Source organism: Desulforhopalus sp. (assembly GCA_030247675.1).
Taxonomy (GTDB): Bacteria; Desulfobacterota; Desulfobulbia; order Desulfobulbales; family Desulfocapsaceae; genus Desulforhopalus_A.
This window is the reverse complement of sequence record JAOTRX010000002.1, coordinates 1,649,304-1,667,855: the sequence shown is the minus strand read 5'-3', so window position 1 is coordinate 1,667,855 and position 18,552 is coordinate 1,649,304. Positions and strand designations below refer to the sequence as shown.

The following is an 18,552-nucleotide window of genomic DNA, read 5'->3' as shown; positions in this document are numbered from 1 at the left end:
TCGATCTTTACAAACTGGGCAGAACAAACAAGGGCAGTGTTATTCTCAGTAAAGGATAGACTGCCTTAATTTTCTTGCAGCATCGATCCGCTGAATACGGAATGAACATAAGGAGAGAGCATGATCAAAATCAAAATCGGGGAAGCAGAGGGTGAGCTCGGTAGCATTGAGGAAAGTTGGATCAATCAGCAGATTAATCGACGTCGAGCGGATGGGCTTTCGGTTTGTGTGAGAGTAGTCGTGCAAGAGGGCGATTTGGACCTAATTCTTGCAACTCCCAATTGCGGAGCCAGCGGAGGCGGAAGTAGACTTCCTCGGCCTCGCGAAAAAATGGTATTCGATCTTTGAAATCAACGGGGCTTAAATGACACTGATTTTACTGGGGGTAATTTGATTGCATTCCTGAAACAGCTAAAGCATCTTTTGTAAGATAAAAAATTGGAAAGGTTAAAAAACATTATGGCAAAGCTGTTCTTTTCTTATTCGCACAAGGATGAGGAGCTACGAAACGAGTTGGAAACTCACTTGGCGCTGCTGAAACGTCAAGGAGTTATATCCTCCTGGCATGATCGGCGTATTACTGCTGGCAGCGATTTTGATCAAACAATTAACTCCGAGCTTGAATCCTCTCAAATTGTCCTTCTTCTCGTCAGCGCCCACTTTCTCGCATCTGACTATTGCTATGAAAAGGAAATGACGCGTGCGATTGAAAAACATGAAGACGGAAGCTCAGTTGTGATACCAGTGATTTTGCATCCCTGTGATTGGCACTCTGGGCCATTCGGTCATTTGAGAGCTACGCCGACTGATGGGAAACCAGTTTCTATGTATGCCAATCAACATGAGGCCTTTGCCATTATTGCTAAAGATGTTCGCGATGCTGCAAACGCAATCCCTGTACCGGTTGAAACCCCGAAGGACGAACAGTCTCCTGTAAGGTTTCAAACAAATGTTCCCAAGGGCGATCGTTCAAGCAATCTAAGAATCAAACGGAAATTTGATGATCATGAACACGATGAATTTTTGGAAAATAGCTACGAGTACATGGCGCGATATTTCGAAGGATCTCTTCAGGAAATCTCAGCACGAAATACGCATATAAACACTAGATTTAAACGATTAAGTGAGACTAGTTTCGCGGCGTCCGTCTATGAAAGTGGTAAGCGAACTGCACAATGTTCTATATATTATGGTCAGGGTATTCTCGGCTCTCCGGGAATAGCTTACTCACAGTCCGGGGAGGTTCAGCGAAACAGTTTCAATGAATCACTTAGTGTTGTGGATGATGGGTACACACTACAGCTCAAACCTTTGGGTATGCAACTGTTTGACAATCGTCGTGAGGAGGCCTTGTCGCAACAAGGGGCTGCTGAATATTATTGGAGCATGTTTATTAGACCATTACAGGAATAATAGTGCCCCTATCCGACCAGAGGCCTGTGCAACTCGTTTGATTCACGCATGAACAGCTGCCATATAAATACTTGAATTGGCAGATAGTTCGCTCAGTGAGAATCTTACGTTAATGAGAACAAAACCGTAGATGTTAGAAATTGAGCCAATTCTTCAGGAGCACGTGAAAAATAGCGGACCTTTAACCTTTTTCATAAACTTCAAATACAGAAGTTATTGAAATTATCGATCATATAGCCCTCATTTTAGCAGACTTAATAAATATCTACAGATATGGCTTCATTCATTTACCTACAAAGTGCCAAAATCCAGGATATCTTTGATTCCCACGCAGGTCTAGAACTTGACGCCGCAGAATTCGTCGGCAATGATGAACGAGCTCTGAAACTCAGGACGAGTCTACGTCAAGATATTGAACGTGGTGAGGCCAGATACGTTTGCCCTATTTGCTACCAGCCTATTTACCTTTGCTCAAATCCTGGGAAAACAGGTCAATACTTTGCTCATCGTGATTCTGAAAATAATTGTCCAAAGTTGGAGAAACAAAATGCCAGCCAGGATATTATTAGAGCTATCAAATATAACGGAGCCAAAGAAAGTCATGCACATCTTGAAACCAAAAGACTATTGATTGATAGCTTAAACGCTGATCCGAATTTTTCAGGAGCCGAAGAGGAGAAAGTCTGGAAAAGCAAGAATGAGGATGGAAAATTCCGTCGCCCAGATGTCCAGGCAATATACCACAGCCCAAAAGGTGATTTGCGAATAGCTTTTGAGGTACAGCTATCAACTACGTTTCTTTCAGAGATCGTTCAAAGAAGCGAATTTTATCTCAATGACGGGGCACTGCTGATTTGGGTTTTTCGGCGGTTTGTGGAGAAAGGCCCAAAACTTACTCAGTTAGATATTTTCTATCCCAATAATTTGAATGCGTTCGTGATTAATGAGAAAACACGAGATATTTCAATTGAAACTGGACAATTGCATCTACGTTGTCACTGGGCAGAACCGATCATCAGCAACTCAAATATTGATCAGCGGTTGTTTGAACAAATAATTCCTTTTAAATCTTTAACCCTCAACCAAAGTAGACAGCAAACGTACTTTTTTGACTATGACACAGCAAAACTGATTGTACAGAAAGATATTAAGTTCAAGATACTTCAGGATCTCGGCAACCAACTAAAAAATCATTGCAAATTCAGGTCATGGGAATATGACGATCCCATTATAAAAAAGCTCAAGCACCTTTTTGCAGAGCATGGATACCATATCCCTAAGTCAACAGCGAAATTCCATCGGTTATTAAAATCATTGTATTCTCTTGAAGTAGGGCAGCCTATTGGATCAGGATTCAATAATCTTGTCGAACTTGGTCACAAACTTTACACAGCGTCACCCGGCGATTTATTTTTCTTTTTTGCTGCTAGCAATGCCTATAATCGAAGAGATGAGCTATTGGATCATGGCAATGCTGAGAAATGGAAGAGAAAAAAGAGTGAAGTTTGGAAAGAAATAGTAGAGAATCCATCATCTAAATTTCAATGGAACGAAGATTTTTCTGACTTCGTATTTCTTCTATTCCCTGAAGTGAAGGCTGCATTTGATCAATTAGTCGCCCAAGTAAGAAGTGAACGAGAATCGAAAGCCCTCTGGCCAAATCTTAAAACCAATGGGTGAACTATGAGTGAAAGACATTCTAGTGTCGGGGAAAACGTCGGGGAAAATTTTAGAAGCTATCCTGCAAAACAACACTATAAACATCCAGGAACTATCAATATTCATAGGAATAACAAAGCTTTTTATTGAACGTAATCTTCAGAAACCTCAGAAAAAAGGTACACTGAAACGTATTGGCCCAGCCAGAAGCGGGTATAGGAATTTTTGATTCTTGGAAAAAGTTTGGCTTGTTTTTCTGTAATCAGTGGATTTGGCAACGGTATTGACAAGTTCTTCTTTTGTCATATCTATTTAAAATAGAAAGAGTTTTAGTTTTGTTATTGATGATTTTTTGTCCTGGCTGTAATAATAATGCTTGTTCCATTTCCACTTTTCAAAAATTTTGAAAAAACACTCTGGTGAGGGTGGCAGCATGACTATCTATAGTTTTTTTAGAAAATGGGTTAATGACAAGATGTATTCTTTAAAGCTGAAAAAGCCTTGTCATCCTCAATCGAAAGAACCTCGTTGGATACCTCCGTGGATAAAGCCGGTCAAACGTGATGATCCCGACTGTGTTTATGACCCCGACTGGCATCATGATATAATGTACTCTGAATTGGCAGGTAATCTCAATTACGAAGCACAGGATAATTAGCTCATCCTTACGGGCTACTTCGTTCTCTCTTTTTCTCAAAAAGACTATTCAGCCGATCCTGTTTTAGGCAGCATTCTGAATTCTTCAAAATCTTTATTACGTGAATCTCGAAGATCTTCCATGTCTCTAAGAGTTACATTGCCTTCTTCTTGTGGAGTTACTAAAGGATCATGATTATCGCCAGGGTGGCCACCGAAACCTCCCGGATTAATATTATCCGTTCGGATACCAGCGACAGTTGCCCCTGGCCCTACCTGGCCTTGAACATTTGCCATTCTTCCGCCGGCCTCACTTCTGGTTGCATCAATGGTAGTATCCGCCTGAGCTTGTCCGTCACCCCAAGTATAATTTCCACTTTTAAGGAATCTTTGTTGATGGCTTTGTAATTGATTCATGCCAGGCGACCCGCCTGTTGCCATGTGATTAAGGGCGGCACCAGCTTTGTCTATATTTTCAGGGCTGTCGGACCCGTAGCGATCAGTTGCATACCAACCAACAAAGGCAGTTGTAGCATCGGCCCCTGTAGTTTCAGTTGTACGGGTCATACTGCTGGCCTCTTTCAGATATGAAGCTGCTTCGGTCGCACCAATCCTGCTTGCTAAATTTGTTGCAAATTGAAGCCCCTTACTATCCCCAAAGGTTTCAGAGACAGCTCTTTCACGAACACTGCTCATACTCTCTTTTATTGAATTAGCTGTCGATTCATCGACCGAAAACGACAATATTTTACCTTCGTCGCCGGTCGCTGTCATAATATATCTGCCACCTCCGTCTGCTTTTATTCCAATATTTACTCCAGCGCCTCCACCCCCATAGGCTTGTAATTGTTCTTTTTGACCTTGAGTCAAATTATTAACGAAACTGGATTTATCATTGAGTACCCTTCCCCATTCCGACCCGGCAACGTTAGCCAATTTATCACTATAGGCACGGGACTCGGCACTGGTATGACCATCAGTTTGCAGCTGGCTCCTCATCTTGTCCCAACTCTCATTCGTACCAAGGGCATGAGCTGCTTTTTCTGTATTGATATGTGCGTTCTGTTCTGCAAGAGCCATGGGAGACATCCCATTTATACTGGCAGAGGTGAGATTGGTGCCGCCATGACCGTCCGAAGTAAAACTACCTTTCCCCCATGCGCCGTTAAGATTCTGTACACCTGCCCCACCGGCCCCGAAGGTTGTACCTGCCATAGTAGAACCACTTGGCATAACAGCATTCGTTTTGCCCTGGGTCGCTTGTCCGTCAGGGCCAAGGGAAACCGATGCTTGACCGGCTTCTGTTCCTGCCTGTTGGTTAAAGTTATGCTTCATCTCTGCATAGTCGGCATCCGAAGTCCCTTGTGGAATTTGCCCTGCTTGTGTCAAGGCGTTCCTGGCGTTCATAGAGGAATTGTACCCACCAACCGGACTATGGACACTATTGAAAGCCTCTGCCGAGGCCATGTTGGAAAACCTATGCTGTGGCATACCTTCCAAATTCCCTGATGCTTTAAGCTGCTGGCTCATGGCCGCTGAGGTGCCTTCCGGAGTCATCAAGGCTCCGGCCTGTCCACCTGCTCCGCTTACCGCACCACTCAAACTCCCGGCCATCATTGCCAGGGCATGACCACCAAATTTAATCAGCATCATGGTGAAGAGACTTGCCAGCATGATACCCGACGAGCGGATAATGCCGAACATGCTCAGCATCTTTTCAGATAATGAAGGAAAGGCAGCCATCGAATAAACGCCTAATGATGACTGGCGCATCTCTTCAAAGGCGTATTGTGCGTAATCCATTGCCGCAGTATGAACCACTGCATCAGTGATGCCCCAGATGGTGAGGAAACAGAAAAATCCGAACATGGCTGAAAGGGCCTTGCCGACTACGGGTGTCGGCAGGAATAAGGCCAAGAACGGAATCATGCCAATGGCGATGGCAGTCATGATCGCCTTGATAATCGGTATCCATTCGTTCATGGCAATACCAATACCAACACCTTGGGAGGTGATCTTCCGGTTTGCCTCCATGAGCATTGCAGTTTCTACATCATCCTGATAGTAGAAAGTATAAAGAATTTCTGAGATTTGTCGTTGCTGGATGAGCTTCTCCGGTACGACCGTATTCCCCGTTGTGAATCTCAAGGTGCTGGTTATGAGGTCTTTACAGGTAGTATATTCAAGAGCATTGCCCGAATCAAAAGAAGCCTTGCCGCATGTCTTCCTGAGTGCTTCCGCATAATTAGTGGTATTTTGAAAAATTGGCCGGATAAGGTTCCATGCTTCGGTACAGGTTTTTGTTACACCTGCCGGTTCAGCCGAATCATAATAAACTGTATAGATTGCAGGGTGTACAGCCTTGCCAAGTTCAATCAAGAAATCGGTGGTGTCATTGCGGAGAGTATCAAGAGATAAAGTTGTTCCAGGCCGCATCAGTTCAAAAGTCACACAATCCTTGGTATAGCGTATCAGACTTGTTCTGAGGTGGTTATCTTTGATGTATGAGTTTCTAACCGACTCCAAGGTTTTGAAACCTATGCCACCAGCACCTCTGGAGTATTCTGAATCGGGAGCGGAAGCTGTATCAATAATCTCAACCAGCCCTCTTTCGATTTTGTTCAGTACACCGGCAGTAAAGACAACAGCATCAGGGATTCCACCAATAGTCTGAAATCTATTGAGCGTTGGGTCATAAACCGTGATATTTCCCTTGGGAACAAACAGGCCAAAATAGAGAATTATCCCGAAGAAAACAGGTACTGTCCAGATTAAAGGGGTGGCTTTCCCGCCATTGGACACCTGGACAAGCCAAGATATGGCCCCTGCAAGAAAGCCCATAACCGTTACTACTGCAAATAAACCAATATATCCGGCATCACTGAAGATCAGGGCCAGTCGGGTAAAGGCTTGCGTAATCGGGCCAAAACCGCCGTAGGTATAGTATTCCATGTCCATAGCAAAGGCAGGAGTGACATAGAATATGGTTGCAACCAGAAATACCAGACACAAAATGGCAGGGAATTTGACAGGAGTTTCTTTCATTGGTTTCAGCTATTGTAATGGCCAGATACTTTTCTAAGAGTGGTCATTTTGCACCGTAATTGCGGTCATAGTAGGCCCTGACATCCTCCTCATTGCTTATTACTCCTCCCTTTTCATCTTTCATATTTCTTGCACCAACGACATTAACCTTCTCTTCCAACACCTGATTTTCAGCAAAAATGTACGCCTTGGCGAGTTCGGCGGTATTATCGTGAAAAGTTGGTTGCCGGCCCACAATTGGCCTTGTCCCTGCCCGTTCTTGTCGGTATTCTGCATATTCTGCGGCTTGCCCGAACATCTGGGTTTGCATGTCAGTCACTGTTTGCCGACATGCCTGTTGCTCCGCGGGGTCTGATTGTGAGCACTCCTGGGATTTTTGATTTATAGCAGCTTGCTGGCTTTCCTGAGTTTGTTGTTGTGCCAGGTCTTCTTGATTTTTTTGGTTGTCCCATTCTCGTTGATCTGCAATCGCTTGATTGTATGCCGCTAAATCGGCCAGGTATTGATTATATTCAGCTTTTCGACCTTCAAAATACTGCCGCATCTGTGGAGTTGTCGTTTGCCCTTCCTGAAAATTCGGATTTTCGCCAAAACTTAGGTTGGGATCTGTGGATGCTAAAATTAAAAATAGAAAAATTGTTTTTTTCATATTTCCATTCTCCTTTGATTTCCAAACCCCTTTGTGTCGGGGTTCAATTCTATTGAAACCTTGAGAGCACATTATTCCCAAACCGCTGGGTGACTTCTTTGTTCATCCGGCTTTCAAGGTCTTGCATGTGGTCCAGATAGCTTAAAATGGCATTCATTTCTGATGTCGAGGCGATATAACTGGCTTTGGCCCCTTCTTTTAACTGTTGGATTTTCTCCAACATGATGGAAAGGTCCTGACTGGCATTTTCTGCAAAAATGACAGCGGCACAAGTGTCTGGGCTGCCAGACGACCCCGAAGCCTTTTTTTCCAAAACTTCTCTGGCTTTTCTGGCAATCATTTCCGCCCGAATATACAAATCCGAGATCATTTGCAGGCTGTAAGCAGAAGCGGTTATGTCGGCTAGGCCGCTTATGGTTGCACCTTCCGTCCTGGTGCCAACGGCACTTTTGAGAATAGGCAATGGAGACAACGGATTAGAGTCCATAAAAGCTATCTCCGTCGCTGTGTATGTGCCTTTGGTGCGTAATTTGTCGGCTAAACTAGTCAACTGAGTTCTGACATACGCTCCCATATCCTTATTGCCATCAGTAACCTGCGAACATTGGCCGGTAGTGCTTTTGAGGTAAATATCACCATTGGCAATGGATTTGATCGAATCAGTATTATTTTCTGAACATGGCGGCATGTAAGAAATTTTATATGCCTCAGCCGCTCCCGACAATTTGAGATCACCAACCAGACCACGAATGAGATCAATATGAGGCCCAGGTAGAGACATTTTGGCTCCGACATTTGCGAGCATCGAATCGCCGTTTAAAAACAAATCCAGCACATCTGCGTTACATCCCGAGGTTACGGCGGATACATCACCAGATGAAACAGCACCTCCGCTTGCTTGCTCTGCTGTTGTCAGGTCTGTCCACATTTCCGATACACCGCTGACTAATTTATTTTCTTTGACCGCAGTACCGAGTCTTTCCTTCATTTCCTCACCGGAACGAACACCATTCTCGTCGGCTACAATTCCTACCAATGATTTAGCCGCTGCACATTCGTCTATCTGCATCTGATTGAGTGCGTCAGATAAAGCCTCAAAGTTTTTAATTGTGTTGGAGCATTGCTCACAGAGAGTTTTAAGTGCCAGGTCGAAGGCCACCCCTGCGGCATTTGACAAGATGGCCTGGAGCTTATCACCCAGATAATCAGAATCCATAAACGAGAAACCGCCCATAAACACATCAATACCACCACAGCCGCTCTTTACTTTTGGCATTTCCAGAGTAACCGGATAATCGGCGGTACTTTTCCAGCGACCGGAAAAACTGCCGGCGGAATAATATCCCCGCTGTTGCCCCTCAAAATAGCCGGACTGCGTTGAATTGCTCTGTTGCAACCAATCATCCACCCAACCAGCCTCTGCAACTTGGCCTGATATTGGACATAGCAAACTCACGAATAAAGCTAAGATCATCTTTTTCATCATCTTTCCCTCCAGGGCTGTTCTTCTGTCTTTAAAATTGCACCTGGGTCAAGTGCGCCACCTTTTTGATAATCATACGTCTGGAAGGTATCTATGTTCGTTTCCCCGCCCATATAGCGGATGGCCTGATACAGTTTCCGTTCCATTTCCGACAGGGCCACTACCCCGACTGCTATCGGCATGGATTGTTCTGTTCCGTTTTTGATGAGAACCAAGGTTGGAGTGGTAGTGATGTTAAACCGTACCGCCAAAGTGCTGTGCCGGCCGATATCAATGGATTTGATCTGCCAGCCGTATTTTTCTACAAAATAAGTAAGAATTGCCGCTTGCTTATCACAGAATCCGCAGCCCTGGCCTACAAAAAACAGCAAGGCATGATTTTCACGAGCAGCCAGGATGGTGCCCGATATTTCCTTTTGTTGCTCCTGTACCCTGGCCGATATACCGGGTATCGTAGTCGGATAAACCTGATTGATATTGAATTTATCGCTGTATTTTTGAGTGACGAATTTTGAGGCATTGGCATAAGCCAGAGCCTTCCGGCGAGCCACATCCTGCATGATAAGATATTCCAGAATGTTCTTCTCATTCGGGTTTTGTACTGCTTTTTTCTGTACGCCATTCAACAGCCCTTGAAATTCGTCTGGATGTAAATTCCAAATTTCTTTGATGGTGTACTTGTCCATCGACGGATTTTTCTTCTCAAATGCCTTTGGTCCGGCCTCACGTGTTATGGTCGAGTTATGGCTATCAGATTCCTCCGGCACCCCTGGAGGTGGGTCGTGATACCAGAACCAACCTTCTTTGGCGGTTTTATAGAAAGCTGGCTCCGGCGAAAGAACCTCTTCGGCCAGGGCCTTTGTCGTCATGGTGATGACCAGAAGCCAGCAACATAGCCAGCAACACAGCCAGCTACCAATAATCCCGTTACCAGAGCCGGTTACCAAAGCGGTAAAGCCTTATGAAGAATTTTGCCTGCATCAACAAATCCAAAATATTTGCTGTCGTAACTGCGCGGGTTGGTGCCGATCATAAAGAAGTTTTTTTCTGGTACAATCCCTGAATATTGAAATTGAGGCAAAGGACGCTTTTGGCTATCAGCTTCCAACGCCTTGCCGACAAAAACACCCTCACAGAAAAATTGGCCTTGGACGTCACGGGTGAGCGTTTCACCTGGAGCGCAGCCAACTTTTTTTATCAGCTTGTCGAGTCTGTTGTTCAACATTGGCTTGGCATGTTTTTCCACTTCTTCTTTGCTCCCTTGAAAAACGAGATAATCGCCATTTTTGATTTTATCCGGGTTGAGCCCCGTCATGAAAAAAAGCCGATGGTCGAGTGAATCGCTGAGTGCGACGATGATCCGTCCCGGGATGAATGACCCCAGCAAAATGGCAACCAGAAAAACTATTGCCACGGTCTTTTCCCAGCGGGTTAACCCGAAGAGAAAACCCGCCAACCGGCTACTGAGGAGAAATCTCATTACCATTTCGCATCACCACATCTTTCAAAAGTATGACATGCCGCCTCTTTTCCGCTTCTGCACTCAGAAGAGCTTCTGTCCTGTCCAAGCTTGATTTGAATTGCTCTTCTGTCATTTGACCCGCTTTTATCAAAGCCGTTTGCTCCCGCAGGTAGCCATTGAGGTCAAAGGTCAAAATCTTCTGGGCAAGGAACTGGTCGTATCCCCAAATCGCACCACCTACGATCAGAGTCGTGATGACAATTATTTCCAGATAGCTGGGAGTTGTTTTTGTGGTTTCTGCTCCTGGTGCTTTTGCTGTTGATGTTTTTTCTTCACCAGGAGTTTTTGTTGTTTTTTCTGTCATGCTTTCTTCTTTTCTTTTTAATAATCTTTTAAGAACTTTTGCTGACTTTAACTTCACAAAATATCATGTTGTTTTATGGCATTTTTTTGATGGTGAAAAAAATAAGATTGCGAGCGCTATGCCATAGTCGTGCGACCGTTATGCCATACTCATTGCGACCGCTATGCCATACCTTGCGACCGCTATGCCATACCCTTGCGACCGCTATGCCATACCTTTGCGACCGCTATGCCATACCTTTACGACCGCTATGCCATACCTTTGCGACCGTTATGCCATACCTTTGCGGCCACTATCCCATGCCTTTGCTACCGCTATGCCATACCCATTACGACCGCTATGCCATACCCTTTGCGACCGCTATGCCATACCCCTTGCGACCGCTATGCCATACCCCTTGCGACCGTTATGCCATACCCCTTGCGACCGCTATGCCATACCCCTTGCGACCGCTATGCCATACCTTTGCTACCGCTATGCCATACCCTTAAACTGGTTTTTCTATGACTTTTTTGGTCTGCAAACGAACGATATGAATCTTGTCTTCGCTATCTATTGTCCAGGATTTAAGAGCTCCAACTTCTACAAGATTATCCAGTGAACGGCGTAAGGCTCTTCTGAAATCACTTAACCTACCGCAACTTGAACCACTCAATTCTAATAATTTGGACACCTGCATAGGGAAAATGGTTTGCATGCTATTGTAAAAACCATGTAGCCATTTTGATAAATTATTGGATAACGATACCCGCTGTTCCCATTGCACGGGTGTCCATCCTCGCTCAAACAGTGCGCCTAAACTACCGTTTAAGCGAAGTGAATATGTTTCTGTTTTGTAATCGTAGTAAAAATCGTGAATTAACGAGCCGCCGTACATTTGCCGCTTTCCCGTATATGAATCAGGGACTTCGATATACACCATATTTGCCGCCAAACGATCTATGACACCCATCAACCATTTTTCACCGGAACCACCAACGGTCTTTCCGGTAGCCGCCAAAAAGCCATTCATCGAAAAGCGCACGGCATTTCCCGGCTGGATATTGTTTTTGTCTGTCGTTAAATGAATAGCGTGAAGAAAAACATCAAGATCGCTCTGGTCGAGTTGCTCGCCGGTGTACCAAATTTCTATTCCATTGAGCGATGCAACTTTCTGTTGTTTTACGTATTTTCGCGTTCCTTTTTCTACCAAACCAAACAGGGCCGATTGCAGACAACTGTTTGGCGCCACATGCTCGATATCGGCATGAACAGGCAAAGCCGGGAGTTGCTGGTCTTCGAGATTATCAGGTAGCATTTGCAGAGATTTACTTTTGGTCATAGCTTTTCTTCTTAGCATCCGGAAGATGCGCTAAATGACTCAAAATTGATTTTCATTGGTTGGCCGTTACATTCTCGCCTGAAGGAAAAGCCGAATAGTCCTGGGCTTGACTCAGCGGTTTCCCCTGACCTTTGCTATAAAAGCAGTTAGACTTCTGCTTTTTGCTTCCTGATTAACTTTTTCCAAGAGGGTAAAAATGCCCACATCGCCTTGAATTTGAAAAATCTCATCGCCTCGGTCATAGACCAGGGCTGGAACATCGGTGATGCTGTACTGATTAAAGAGTGCGGGTTTGACCGAAATAGCCGGTTTAATCAGGTCACAGGGCTCCTCCGGTGTCTTTTCGCAGGTGGTATCTTTTTTCAGAACCTTGCTCCACCATTGTACTCTCTCTTTTTTGTTCTCTTTACCCAGACCGCCTACCATTCCCTTCATGACCGGCACGATCTCAGGCAGTCCATCGAGAGAGGCCATGTACCCCTGAAACGATGCCTCTGGGATCGAGCTCGATAGGAAGAGATAAACTTTTTCAGTCTCAAGAAAGATGCCTTGTGCTTCCTGTTCCCTTTGTTTGTTTTTCCCGCTTTCAGGTATAAACAAATTTACCTGCCTGTTGAACTCATCTGCTATTTTCTGCTGAAATTCGGGCTTCCTGAAATCAGCATTGGTCTTTTGGGCTGTTTTTAGTCCTGCCTCTTTATGGATATTTTCAGGAATAGTCATGGTCTTAGCCAGCTCTCTTGCCGTATCCATAGCGTTCCTGGTTGCTTTGTCGTCAATTACAGCCTGTGCCCTGGCCTTTTCCAAGAGATCAGGTGGCAATGCAGGGACAGTCTTGTCAGAACAAGATCCTTCAGCGCCTTGCACCGCTAAAGCAGATAAAGCCGATAAGCCGACAACCAATCCGGCCAGCATGATGATACTTATTTGTCTTCGCATATCATTCGCAACAGGTGCAACAGAGTACCTTCCTGAACACCACCCAGAGAAATTCATCATTTGACCCCTTTACTCCCTCATAGGGTGGATTGAGACCGGAATCATACGTCTTGGCTGCTTGGCCGATAGGATAGGTGGCCCGAAGATCGGGCCTGGCGGTGTGCATCTTGTAATGGCTCTTTGTCCAGATCGGCGTGTACTCGCAGCCACAATATAAATACGGATCGCAAAGCATAAACAGACGGTTCAGCTTGAAGATCAGCCGTGACGCTGCCGTATTACTGGCCTGAACAATATTATCGTTGTCCACATGGCCGCTTACGGGATATGTTGACCCGCTGCTCCCAATACACCAGGGCATGTAATCGAGAGGGTATCCCAAATTTACTGCCGTAGCATCTGTCATACAAAGCAACTGCATGGCTTTATTGGCAAATAATGCAACTTCCGGAGTGATAGTGGCCGCAAGTTCATCACTTTGCCACATTGAATCATATTCAGTCCACCAACCTCCCTTGTCGTCATTTTCACAAGGGTTTCCATCCAGCATCGAAAAAATAAACGCATGCGCCTGGAAGAAGGTTGATTCATCGGCAATAGATACAGCATCCGAAGATTTGTTCTTTCCGCCTAATTCGTCATCAATCGTACCCTCGGCATCACCACCAGAACCTGAAAACGGAGAATAATTAGCAACTGAAACCGTATCTATGAATAAAGATGGGTCCCAATATTCATAAATTTCACCTTCCTCGTAAAAAACTGGTGGAGGTCTTGGGCAGATGCAAATACCTAAAAATTTAAATTCCATATCATCCCAGTTGATATCCGAACCAGCGTTGAATGAATCGCCTTTTTTAATAATGCCGGCAAAGGATGGAAACGCAGAAAACAACAGCACTACGACCAGCAGGTATTTATTTGTAAATCGATCCATCGATCTTTATCTCCTGCACCATCATTTTTTTACCATTTTGGGTAATCACGCAAGGAACAGCGGCTAATTGCAGACGGTCAGCTATGGTTTTTGTCAGATAAAAGACGGGCCTGTTTAATTGCTTTATCAAGGGGGCGGCAAGTCCTGCGGAAATCAGCAATTTCTGTTGACGATTCTTGTTATAGGGCGACTTCACAAACCACTCCACTTGCCGTGCGTCCTCGCTATTAATGACCACCAAGCCATCAGGTAGAGAGACATAGTCCAAAGGGTTCCAGGTAAGCCCTCGCTGGTACATGATCTCCCCATTTTCACCTGGGATGTCGTGATCCAGGGTGTAGGTCATATCGACGAAAAACGTCCTGTCTCTGCCTGCTGCAGGCAGGGCATAGATGTCTTTTGCTTTGTAGTTCTGCCTGTTCTCCTCCATGACCTTTGCCAATTTTTCATAGTCAATACTCGCCTTGACCTCTTCAACCAGGTCAGGCTCCACTATGGGATAGGTCATTCCGATGGTGCCAAGATTTTTTCCATAGGCAAGAGAAGCCGGCAGAAGGCCAAAAATGACAATGAAAATAAAAAACTTATAGTTTGCCATTTTTCCGCAACTCGACCATTTCCAGGATGGCCCCATGATAGGTCATGCCGGAAGTAACTCTCTCTTCGATCATGGCGATTTCAGAAGCCTTTGAAGTGTAAATAAAATAGGCGTAATCGTTTACTATCAAACGAGCCGGGCCAATTCCAAAGGGTGTGTCAAAAAAGATTTCCGAGTAGTACGGAGGGTTGGATTTGATACTTTTCAGGAGCTTCATGGAAAAATCATCGTAATCAATCAATTTCAGGTCGAGTGCCTTGTCAAAAGCAGGAGATTCCAAAAAGATTTTGAAGGCCGAGTTGTCTTTGATTACAGTTCCAACTTCACCGAATTGGTCCAGATCAAGAATAGATTGGGTGATAATCATGAAACTGCCGGAGTATTTCCTGGCTCTGCGGTAGCCCTCATTGACAACCGGAGCAAGCATTGAGGACTTATCCAGAAACTGCCATGCTTCATCAAAAATAATCAGCCGATGCCGTGACCGATCTGAGAGATAAAGGTCTTGAGTTACGGCATTGATAATGAGCATGGTGACAATCTTGTAGAGATCAGGTTTTACCTTCAGGTTTTCGAGCTCAAGGACCACAAACTGATCATTGCGAATATCAAAGGTGCTGGGGCCGCAAAAGAATTTTCCGTAAAAGCCATACGAGGTGAAGTTCATCAAGAGAAAGCCTAACTTCCTTGCTTTCTCAATTAAATTTTTATTCTCATCATATTCTTTATGTTGTTCCATACCGGGGCCAGTAGGAAATGATTTCATAAATTCCCAGACCGTATTGGCATCAGCAGCTTGTCCTTTTTGATGCCATGCCCAATTCACCGCCCAATAAAATAAATTTATTTCCTCTATATCCTCACATCCTGTTTTTGAGTTGGCGTAGGCCATTTGCGCGAATACGGTTGCAATCGCCGATAATTCCTCCTCCGGCTCAATAATATTTGTAAAAGGATTGAGGCATATATTTGAATCAGGGCTGAAATCCAGATACCTTGCACCCAACATATCAGCCATTTTTTTGTAGGAACCACCAATGTCAATGATGCGGATTATCGAACCGCAGGCGTAATAATTAAAGGCTATGAAGTTGACCAGAAATGACTTGCCGGAACCAGATGTAGCGCAGCAAAAGCAATTAAAGTTGGTTGCCCCTTTTGCGAAAAAGTCGAGCGAAATCAACTGCCCTTTTCGGCCAGTGAAAATCAGATTCGGGATGCCGCCGGAACCGACAAAATCGCCCTGAACCGGCAGCAATGGGGTAATTGAAGGTACTGATGCAGTAAAATCACGCTCCAGATTTTCTATGTTCTTACCGCCCGTGTAGAGACAAAGAGGAAAAGACGAGATAAACAGAATTTTCAGGATCATGTTGTCCCTTTGCATCACATAACCGTTGTTCTCCCACAACCGTCTGACCCTGACACATGAATCTCTGGCATTTTCTACATCGTCCGAAAAAACCCAGAAAACGGGAATGATCTTGAGAAATTTTACACCATGTTCCAGATCATCGGCGGCCTCTACGTGTTCCGCTTGCTTGCGGTAAAGAAGAGTAGATAATGAACCAACGCCTTTCTGATTGAGCATAAGATTTGTTTTTGCGTGGATTGTTACATCTATCCCCTTCTGAAAGACGATATTGAAGCAATAGAGAAAATCAGTCTTGATCTGGTCAGCATCCGAGACAATGCCCCATATCCCGCCAAACAGGGAGTTGGTCTGCATCGGGTCAACTTCTTTGGGAAAGCTCTTTGGGGTTGTGCAACACCAGTATTTATCTCCAGCCTGAATATAATCGCTCCCTTCCTTGATAATGGTATCCGCATTGATAATCTGTTTCAGAATTGGGATATCAGGGCTGTAGGAATTGAAGTTATGCTCTGGATAATCCTTTGGGTAGGTATTGAGCAAGCGCCGCAACCATTCCATAAGGTTGCCCGGCGGCAGGTTTCTCGGGTAAAGCTGAGCAGCTCTCAAGGTCTCGTTGATCTGCCGCTTGATGTCCTGTAACGGTGCAATCTTCTTTTTATCAGCCAATTCTTCTGGTTTTGGCATACCAGACGCATCCCCGGGGACTTTAACCGCTACAAACAGACGGAAATTTCTGACTGGAATAAAGCTACATGCCTCCAGCCCCTTTTTCCCTTCGAGTAAAAATTCACTAACTCGTTCGGTATTGGTGACAATTATTGGTTCTGTTCTGGTCCGGCTTTTTCGGTACATATCTATGATCGGTTCTATGTGGGAATCAGCATGTAAAATAAACTGAATATTAGTGCCATAAGGCATCCCCGCCCTGAAAATACCCTCAAGTGAGTTCATGGCCTTTTCGCCTGCGTAGGTAAGCGGGGAACACTCCCATATTATCCCAAAGGTGCTGTCCTGATTGACATAGATTTCATGCTCCTGGTCGTAAGCGACATAGTTCAGGAAGGCAGAAAAAGGATGCCGCCTGGTCAACTTGGCAATATCGCTGTGTTTCAGGTATTCAGTGTTGCCGTAGAGAAGCCGCTTACAAAAATCTATCATTGTACTGCCTTTGCCTTTTCACTTATATCTGTCAACACCCACTGAGATTCTTTCAGCTTCAAATAGACATAGCGAGTCATAAACAGTTCGTCGTCCTCTCCTTTGTACGGCAGCATCAGTACCCGCATGATCTTGGGTGGTTCAAGCATTGGTTTGTCCGGTTCCTGCATGAGTTCGGTAAGTGCCTTGTACCGGCTATTCTGAGCAGTGAGCTGGTTGATGTTGGTCCTTATACCTGACTCAGCGGTTGTAGCCGGTGGACAGGGAATAGTGTCACCACTTACGTTCGTGCAGCTTGTCTCGCTTGCATTATCAACATCAGGGAATCTGGCCTCCTTGTAAGCGGATGACGTATCGATACACTTACCGGCATCATCTCTGGTGCGGCATTTGAAATTTTCTTCATAGGGATTGACAAGTTGTCCTACCAGCCCACCACAACCTGACAGGGAAACCAGAAGTAATAACGGCAGAATGACATAGTGTAATTTCATAACGATTCGTCTCTTTTGTAGTCTTTAATCTCCAGTTCTTTGCCTTCCGAGACAATAACCGTAACCTTCTTGGTAGCAGCCACTTCAATAACCGGAGTCGTCTGTTTTGCTAATTCCATGTAAAAATCCTGCAGGGTGTTTGCTCCCTCTGATAGCCCACCGCCAATGGCATGCTTCCCGAGCTGCGAGGAATCAATAATTTTGGTTGTTCCCAGGACAGATGTTGAGGTTGTGGAGGACGCCGCTTTTAACGCGTCGCCGGCCCCGCCAAAAATTCCGGCGATGATCGCCCTGGCGGTTGCCGCGCCCATCCGGGAAACCACTCGACCGGAGAGGCCAACCTTGGAGTCGGAATCAGTTACAAAACCTTTGAGAGGGGTATCAATAATGGCACTGCCTTCGTTGGAGAGACATGAAAGTGAGACCAAGCGCACATCTGCTCGTTCTTTATCCAACCTGCCTACGGCCTCGGCAATAACAAAACAGCCGGACAGGTTCGCCTTGATGTCATTTGGCAGCACTGCCGGGGTCTGGATACGGAGCAAAAGAGGTTCGGAGTTGCCCCCCTTGGCACCGCTCGAAGTAGCAGCATCGAAACCTGTCAAAAGTCTCGCCTCCATAAAAGATGGAGGAAGATAGACCGTCCGACCTTTTTTTTTATCGTCATCTTGAGGAAGAGCCGCGGCTTGGTTTGAAATCACTGAAATCTTGCCGACGATCCTCCTTTCCTGCTTTTGGTTTCCACGACCACGGCTACTCCCCCCAGGTGATGGCCCCAGATCACGACCACCTGATGATGGTTGACTATTGTGAAACACCGGCATTCCCTGTTCATCAAGCACTTGTTTTCCATTTGCCCCAAGTACTGGTATAGGTATGGGTTTTCCAACAGATAATTGTTCAGGCGTGGGGATAACTAATTTGCTTTCTGCATCTTTTTTTTTCTTCTCTTCAATAGCCAAAAAATCGGTCTGGCTTTTTGTCAGATCGGTCATGCCCTTTCTCAGAGCATCAATCTG

15 protein-coding genes are annotated in these 18,552 nt (G+C 45.1%); 2 read left to right on the top strand and 13 right to left on the bottom strand.

What is annotated here, in order from left to right:
* Positions 1-459: 459 nt before the first annotated feature.
* Complete coding sequence (locus OEL83_07200; GenBank protein MDK9706823.1) at positions 460-1,413, top strand: toll/interleukin-1 receptor domain-containing protein; 954 nt, start codon at positions 460-462, stop codon at positions 1,411-1,413.
* Positions 1,414-1,686: 273 nt separating this feature from the next.
* Positions 1,687-3,093, top strand: a complete 1,407-nt coding sequence (locus OEL83_07195; protein MDK9706822.1) for a DUF6035 family protein — start codon at positions 1,687-1,689, stop codon at positions 3,091-3,093.
* 681 nt (positions 3,094-3,774) lie between these two features.
* Here the strand turns inward: OEL83_07195 and OEL83_07190 are convergent.
* From OEL83_07190 to OEL83_07130, 13 genes are all read right to left on the bottom strand, one after another.
* Positions 3,775-6,753, bottom strand: a complete 2,979-nt coding sequence (locus OEL83_07190) for a conjugal transfer protein TraG N-terminal domain-containing protein (GenBank protein ID MDK9706821.1) — start codon at positions 6,751-6,753, stop codon at positions 3,775-3,777.
* A gap of 43 nt (positions 6,754-6,796) precedes the next feature.
* The gene (locus OEL83_07185) at positions 6,797-7,402 is read right to left on the bottom strand and encodes a hypothetical protein (protein ID MDK9706820.1); all 606 of its coding nucleotides are present in this window, start codon (positions 7,400-7,402) and stop codon (positions 6,797-6,799) included.
* A gap of 49 nt (positions 7,403-7,451) precedes the next feature.
* Positions 7,452-8,888, bottom strand: coding sequence for a conjugal transfer protein TraH (locus tag OEL83_07180; GenBank protein MDK9706819.1), 1,437 nt, complete (start codon positions 8,886-8,888; stop codon positions 7,452-7,454).
* Positions 8,885-9,754, bottom strand: a complete 870-nt coding sequence (locus tag OEL83_07175; protein MDK9706818.1) for a conjugal transfer protein TraF — start codon at positions 9,752-9,754, stop codon at positions 8,885-8,887. The genes OEL83_07180 and OEL83_07175 overlap by 4 nt, the downstream gene beginning before the upstream one ends.
* 71 nt (positions 9,755-9,825) lie before the next feature.
* Complete coding sequence (locus OEL83_07170; protein MDK9706817.1) at positions 9,826-10,365, bottom strand: S26 family signal peptidase; 540 nt, start codon at positions 10,363-10,365, stop codon at positions 9,826-9,828.
* Complete coding sequence (locus tag OEL83_07165) at positions 10,346-10,768, bottom strand: hypothetical protein (GenBank protein ID MDK9706816.1); 423 nt, start codon at positions 10,766-10,768, stop codon at positions 10,346-10,348. Before OEL83_07165 ends, OEL83_07170 begins: the two co-directional genes overlap by 20 nt.
* 430 nt (positions 10,769-11,198) lie before the next feature.
* Positions 11,199-12,032 (bottom strand): plasmid replication initiator TrfA, encoded by an 834-nt coding sequence (gene trfA, locus OEL83_07160; protein MDK9706815.1) that lies wholly within the window; start codon positions 12,030-12,032, stop codon positions 11,199-11,201.
* Positions 12,033-12,143: 111 nt separating this feature from the next.
* On the bottom strand, positions 12,144-12,971 hold the full coding sequence (locus OEL83_07155) for a type-F conjugative transfer system pilin assembly protein TrbC (protein ID MDK9706814.1): 828 nt from the start codon (positions 12,969-12,971) through the stop codon (positions 12,144-12,146).
* 1 nt (position 12,972) lies between these two features.
* Positions 12,973-13,908, bottom strand: a complete 936-nt coding sequence (locus OEL83_07150) for a TraU family protein (protein MDK9706813.1) — start codon at positions 13,906-13,908, stop codon at positions 12,973-12,975.
* Complete coding sequence (locus OEL83_07145; protein ID MDK9706812.1) at positions 13,889-14,506, bottom strand: hypothetical protein; 618 nt, start codon at positions 14,504-14,506, stop codon at positions 13,889-13,891. Before OEL83_07145 ends, OEL83_07150 begins: the two co-directional genes overlap by 20 nt.
* Complete coding sequence (locus tag OEL83_07140) at positions 14,493-17,039, bottom strand: TraC family protein (GenBank protein MDK9706811.1); 2,547 nt, start codon at positions 17,037-17,039, stop codon at positions 14,493-14,495. Before OEL83_07140 ends, OEL83_07145 begins: the two co-directional genes overlap by 14 nt.
* Entirely contained in the window at positions 17,036-17,533 is a 498-nt protein-coding gene (gene traV / locus OEL83_07135) for a type IV conjugative transfer system lipoprotein TraV (protein ID MDK9706810.1), read from the bottom strand. The genes OEL83_07140 and traV overlap by 4 nt, the downstream gene beginning before the upstream one ends.
* A complete protein-coding gene (locus OEL83_07130) occupies positions 17,530-18,528 on the bottom strand; it encodes a TraB/VirB10 family protein (GenBank protein MDK9706809.1) in 999 nt (332 codons plus the stop codon). The genes traV and OEL83_07130 overlap by 4 nt, the downstream gene beginning before the upstream one ends.
* Positions 18,529-18,552: the final 24 nt, after the last annotated feature.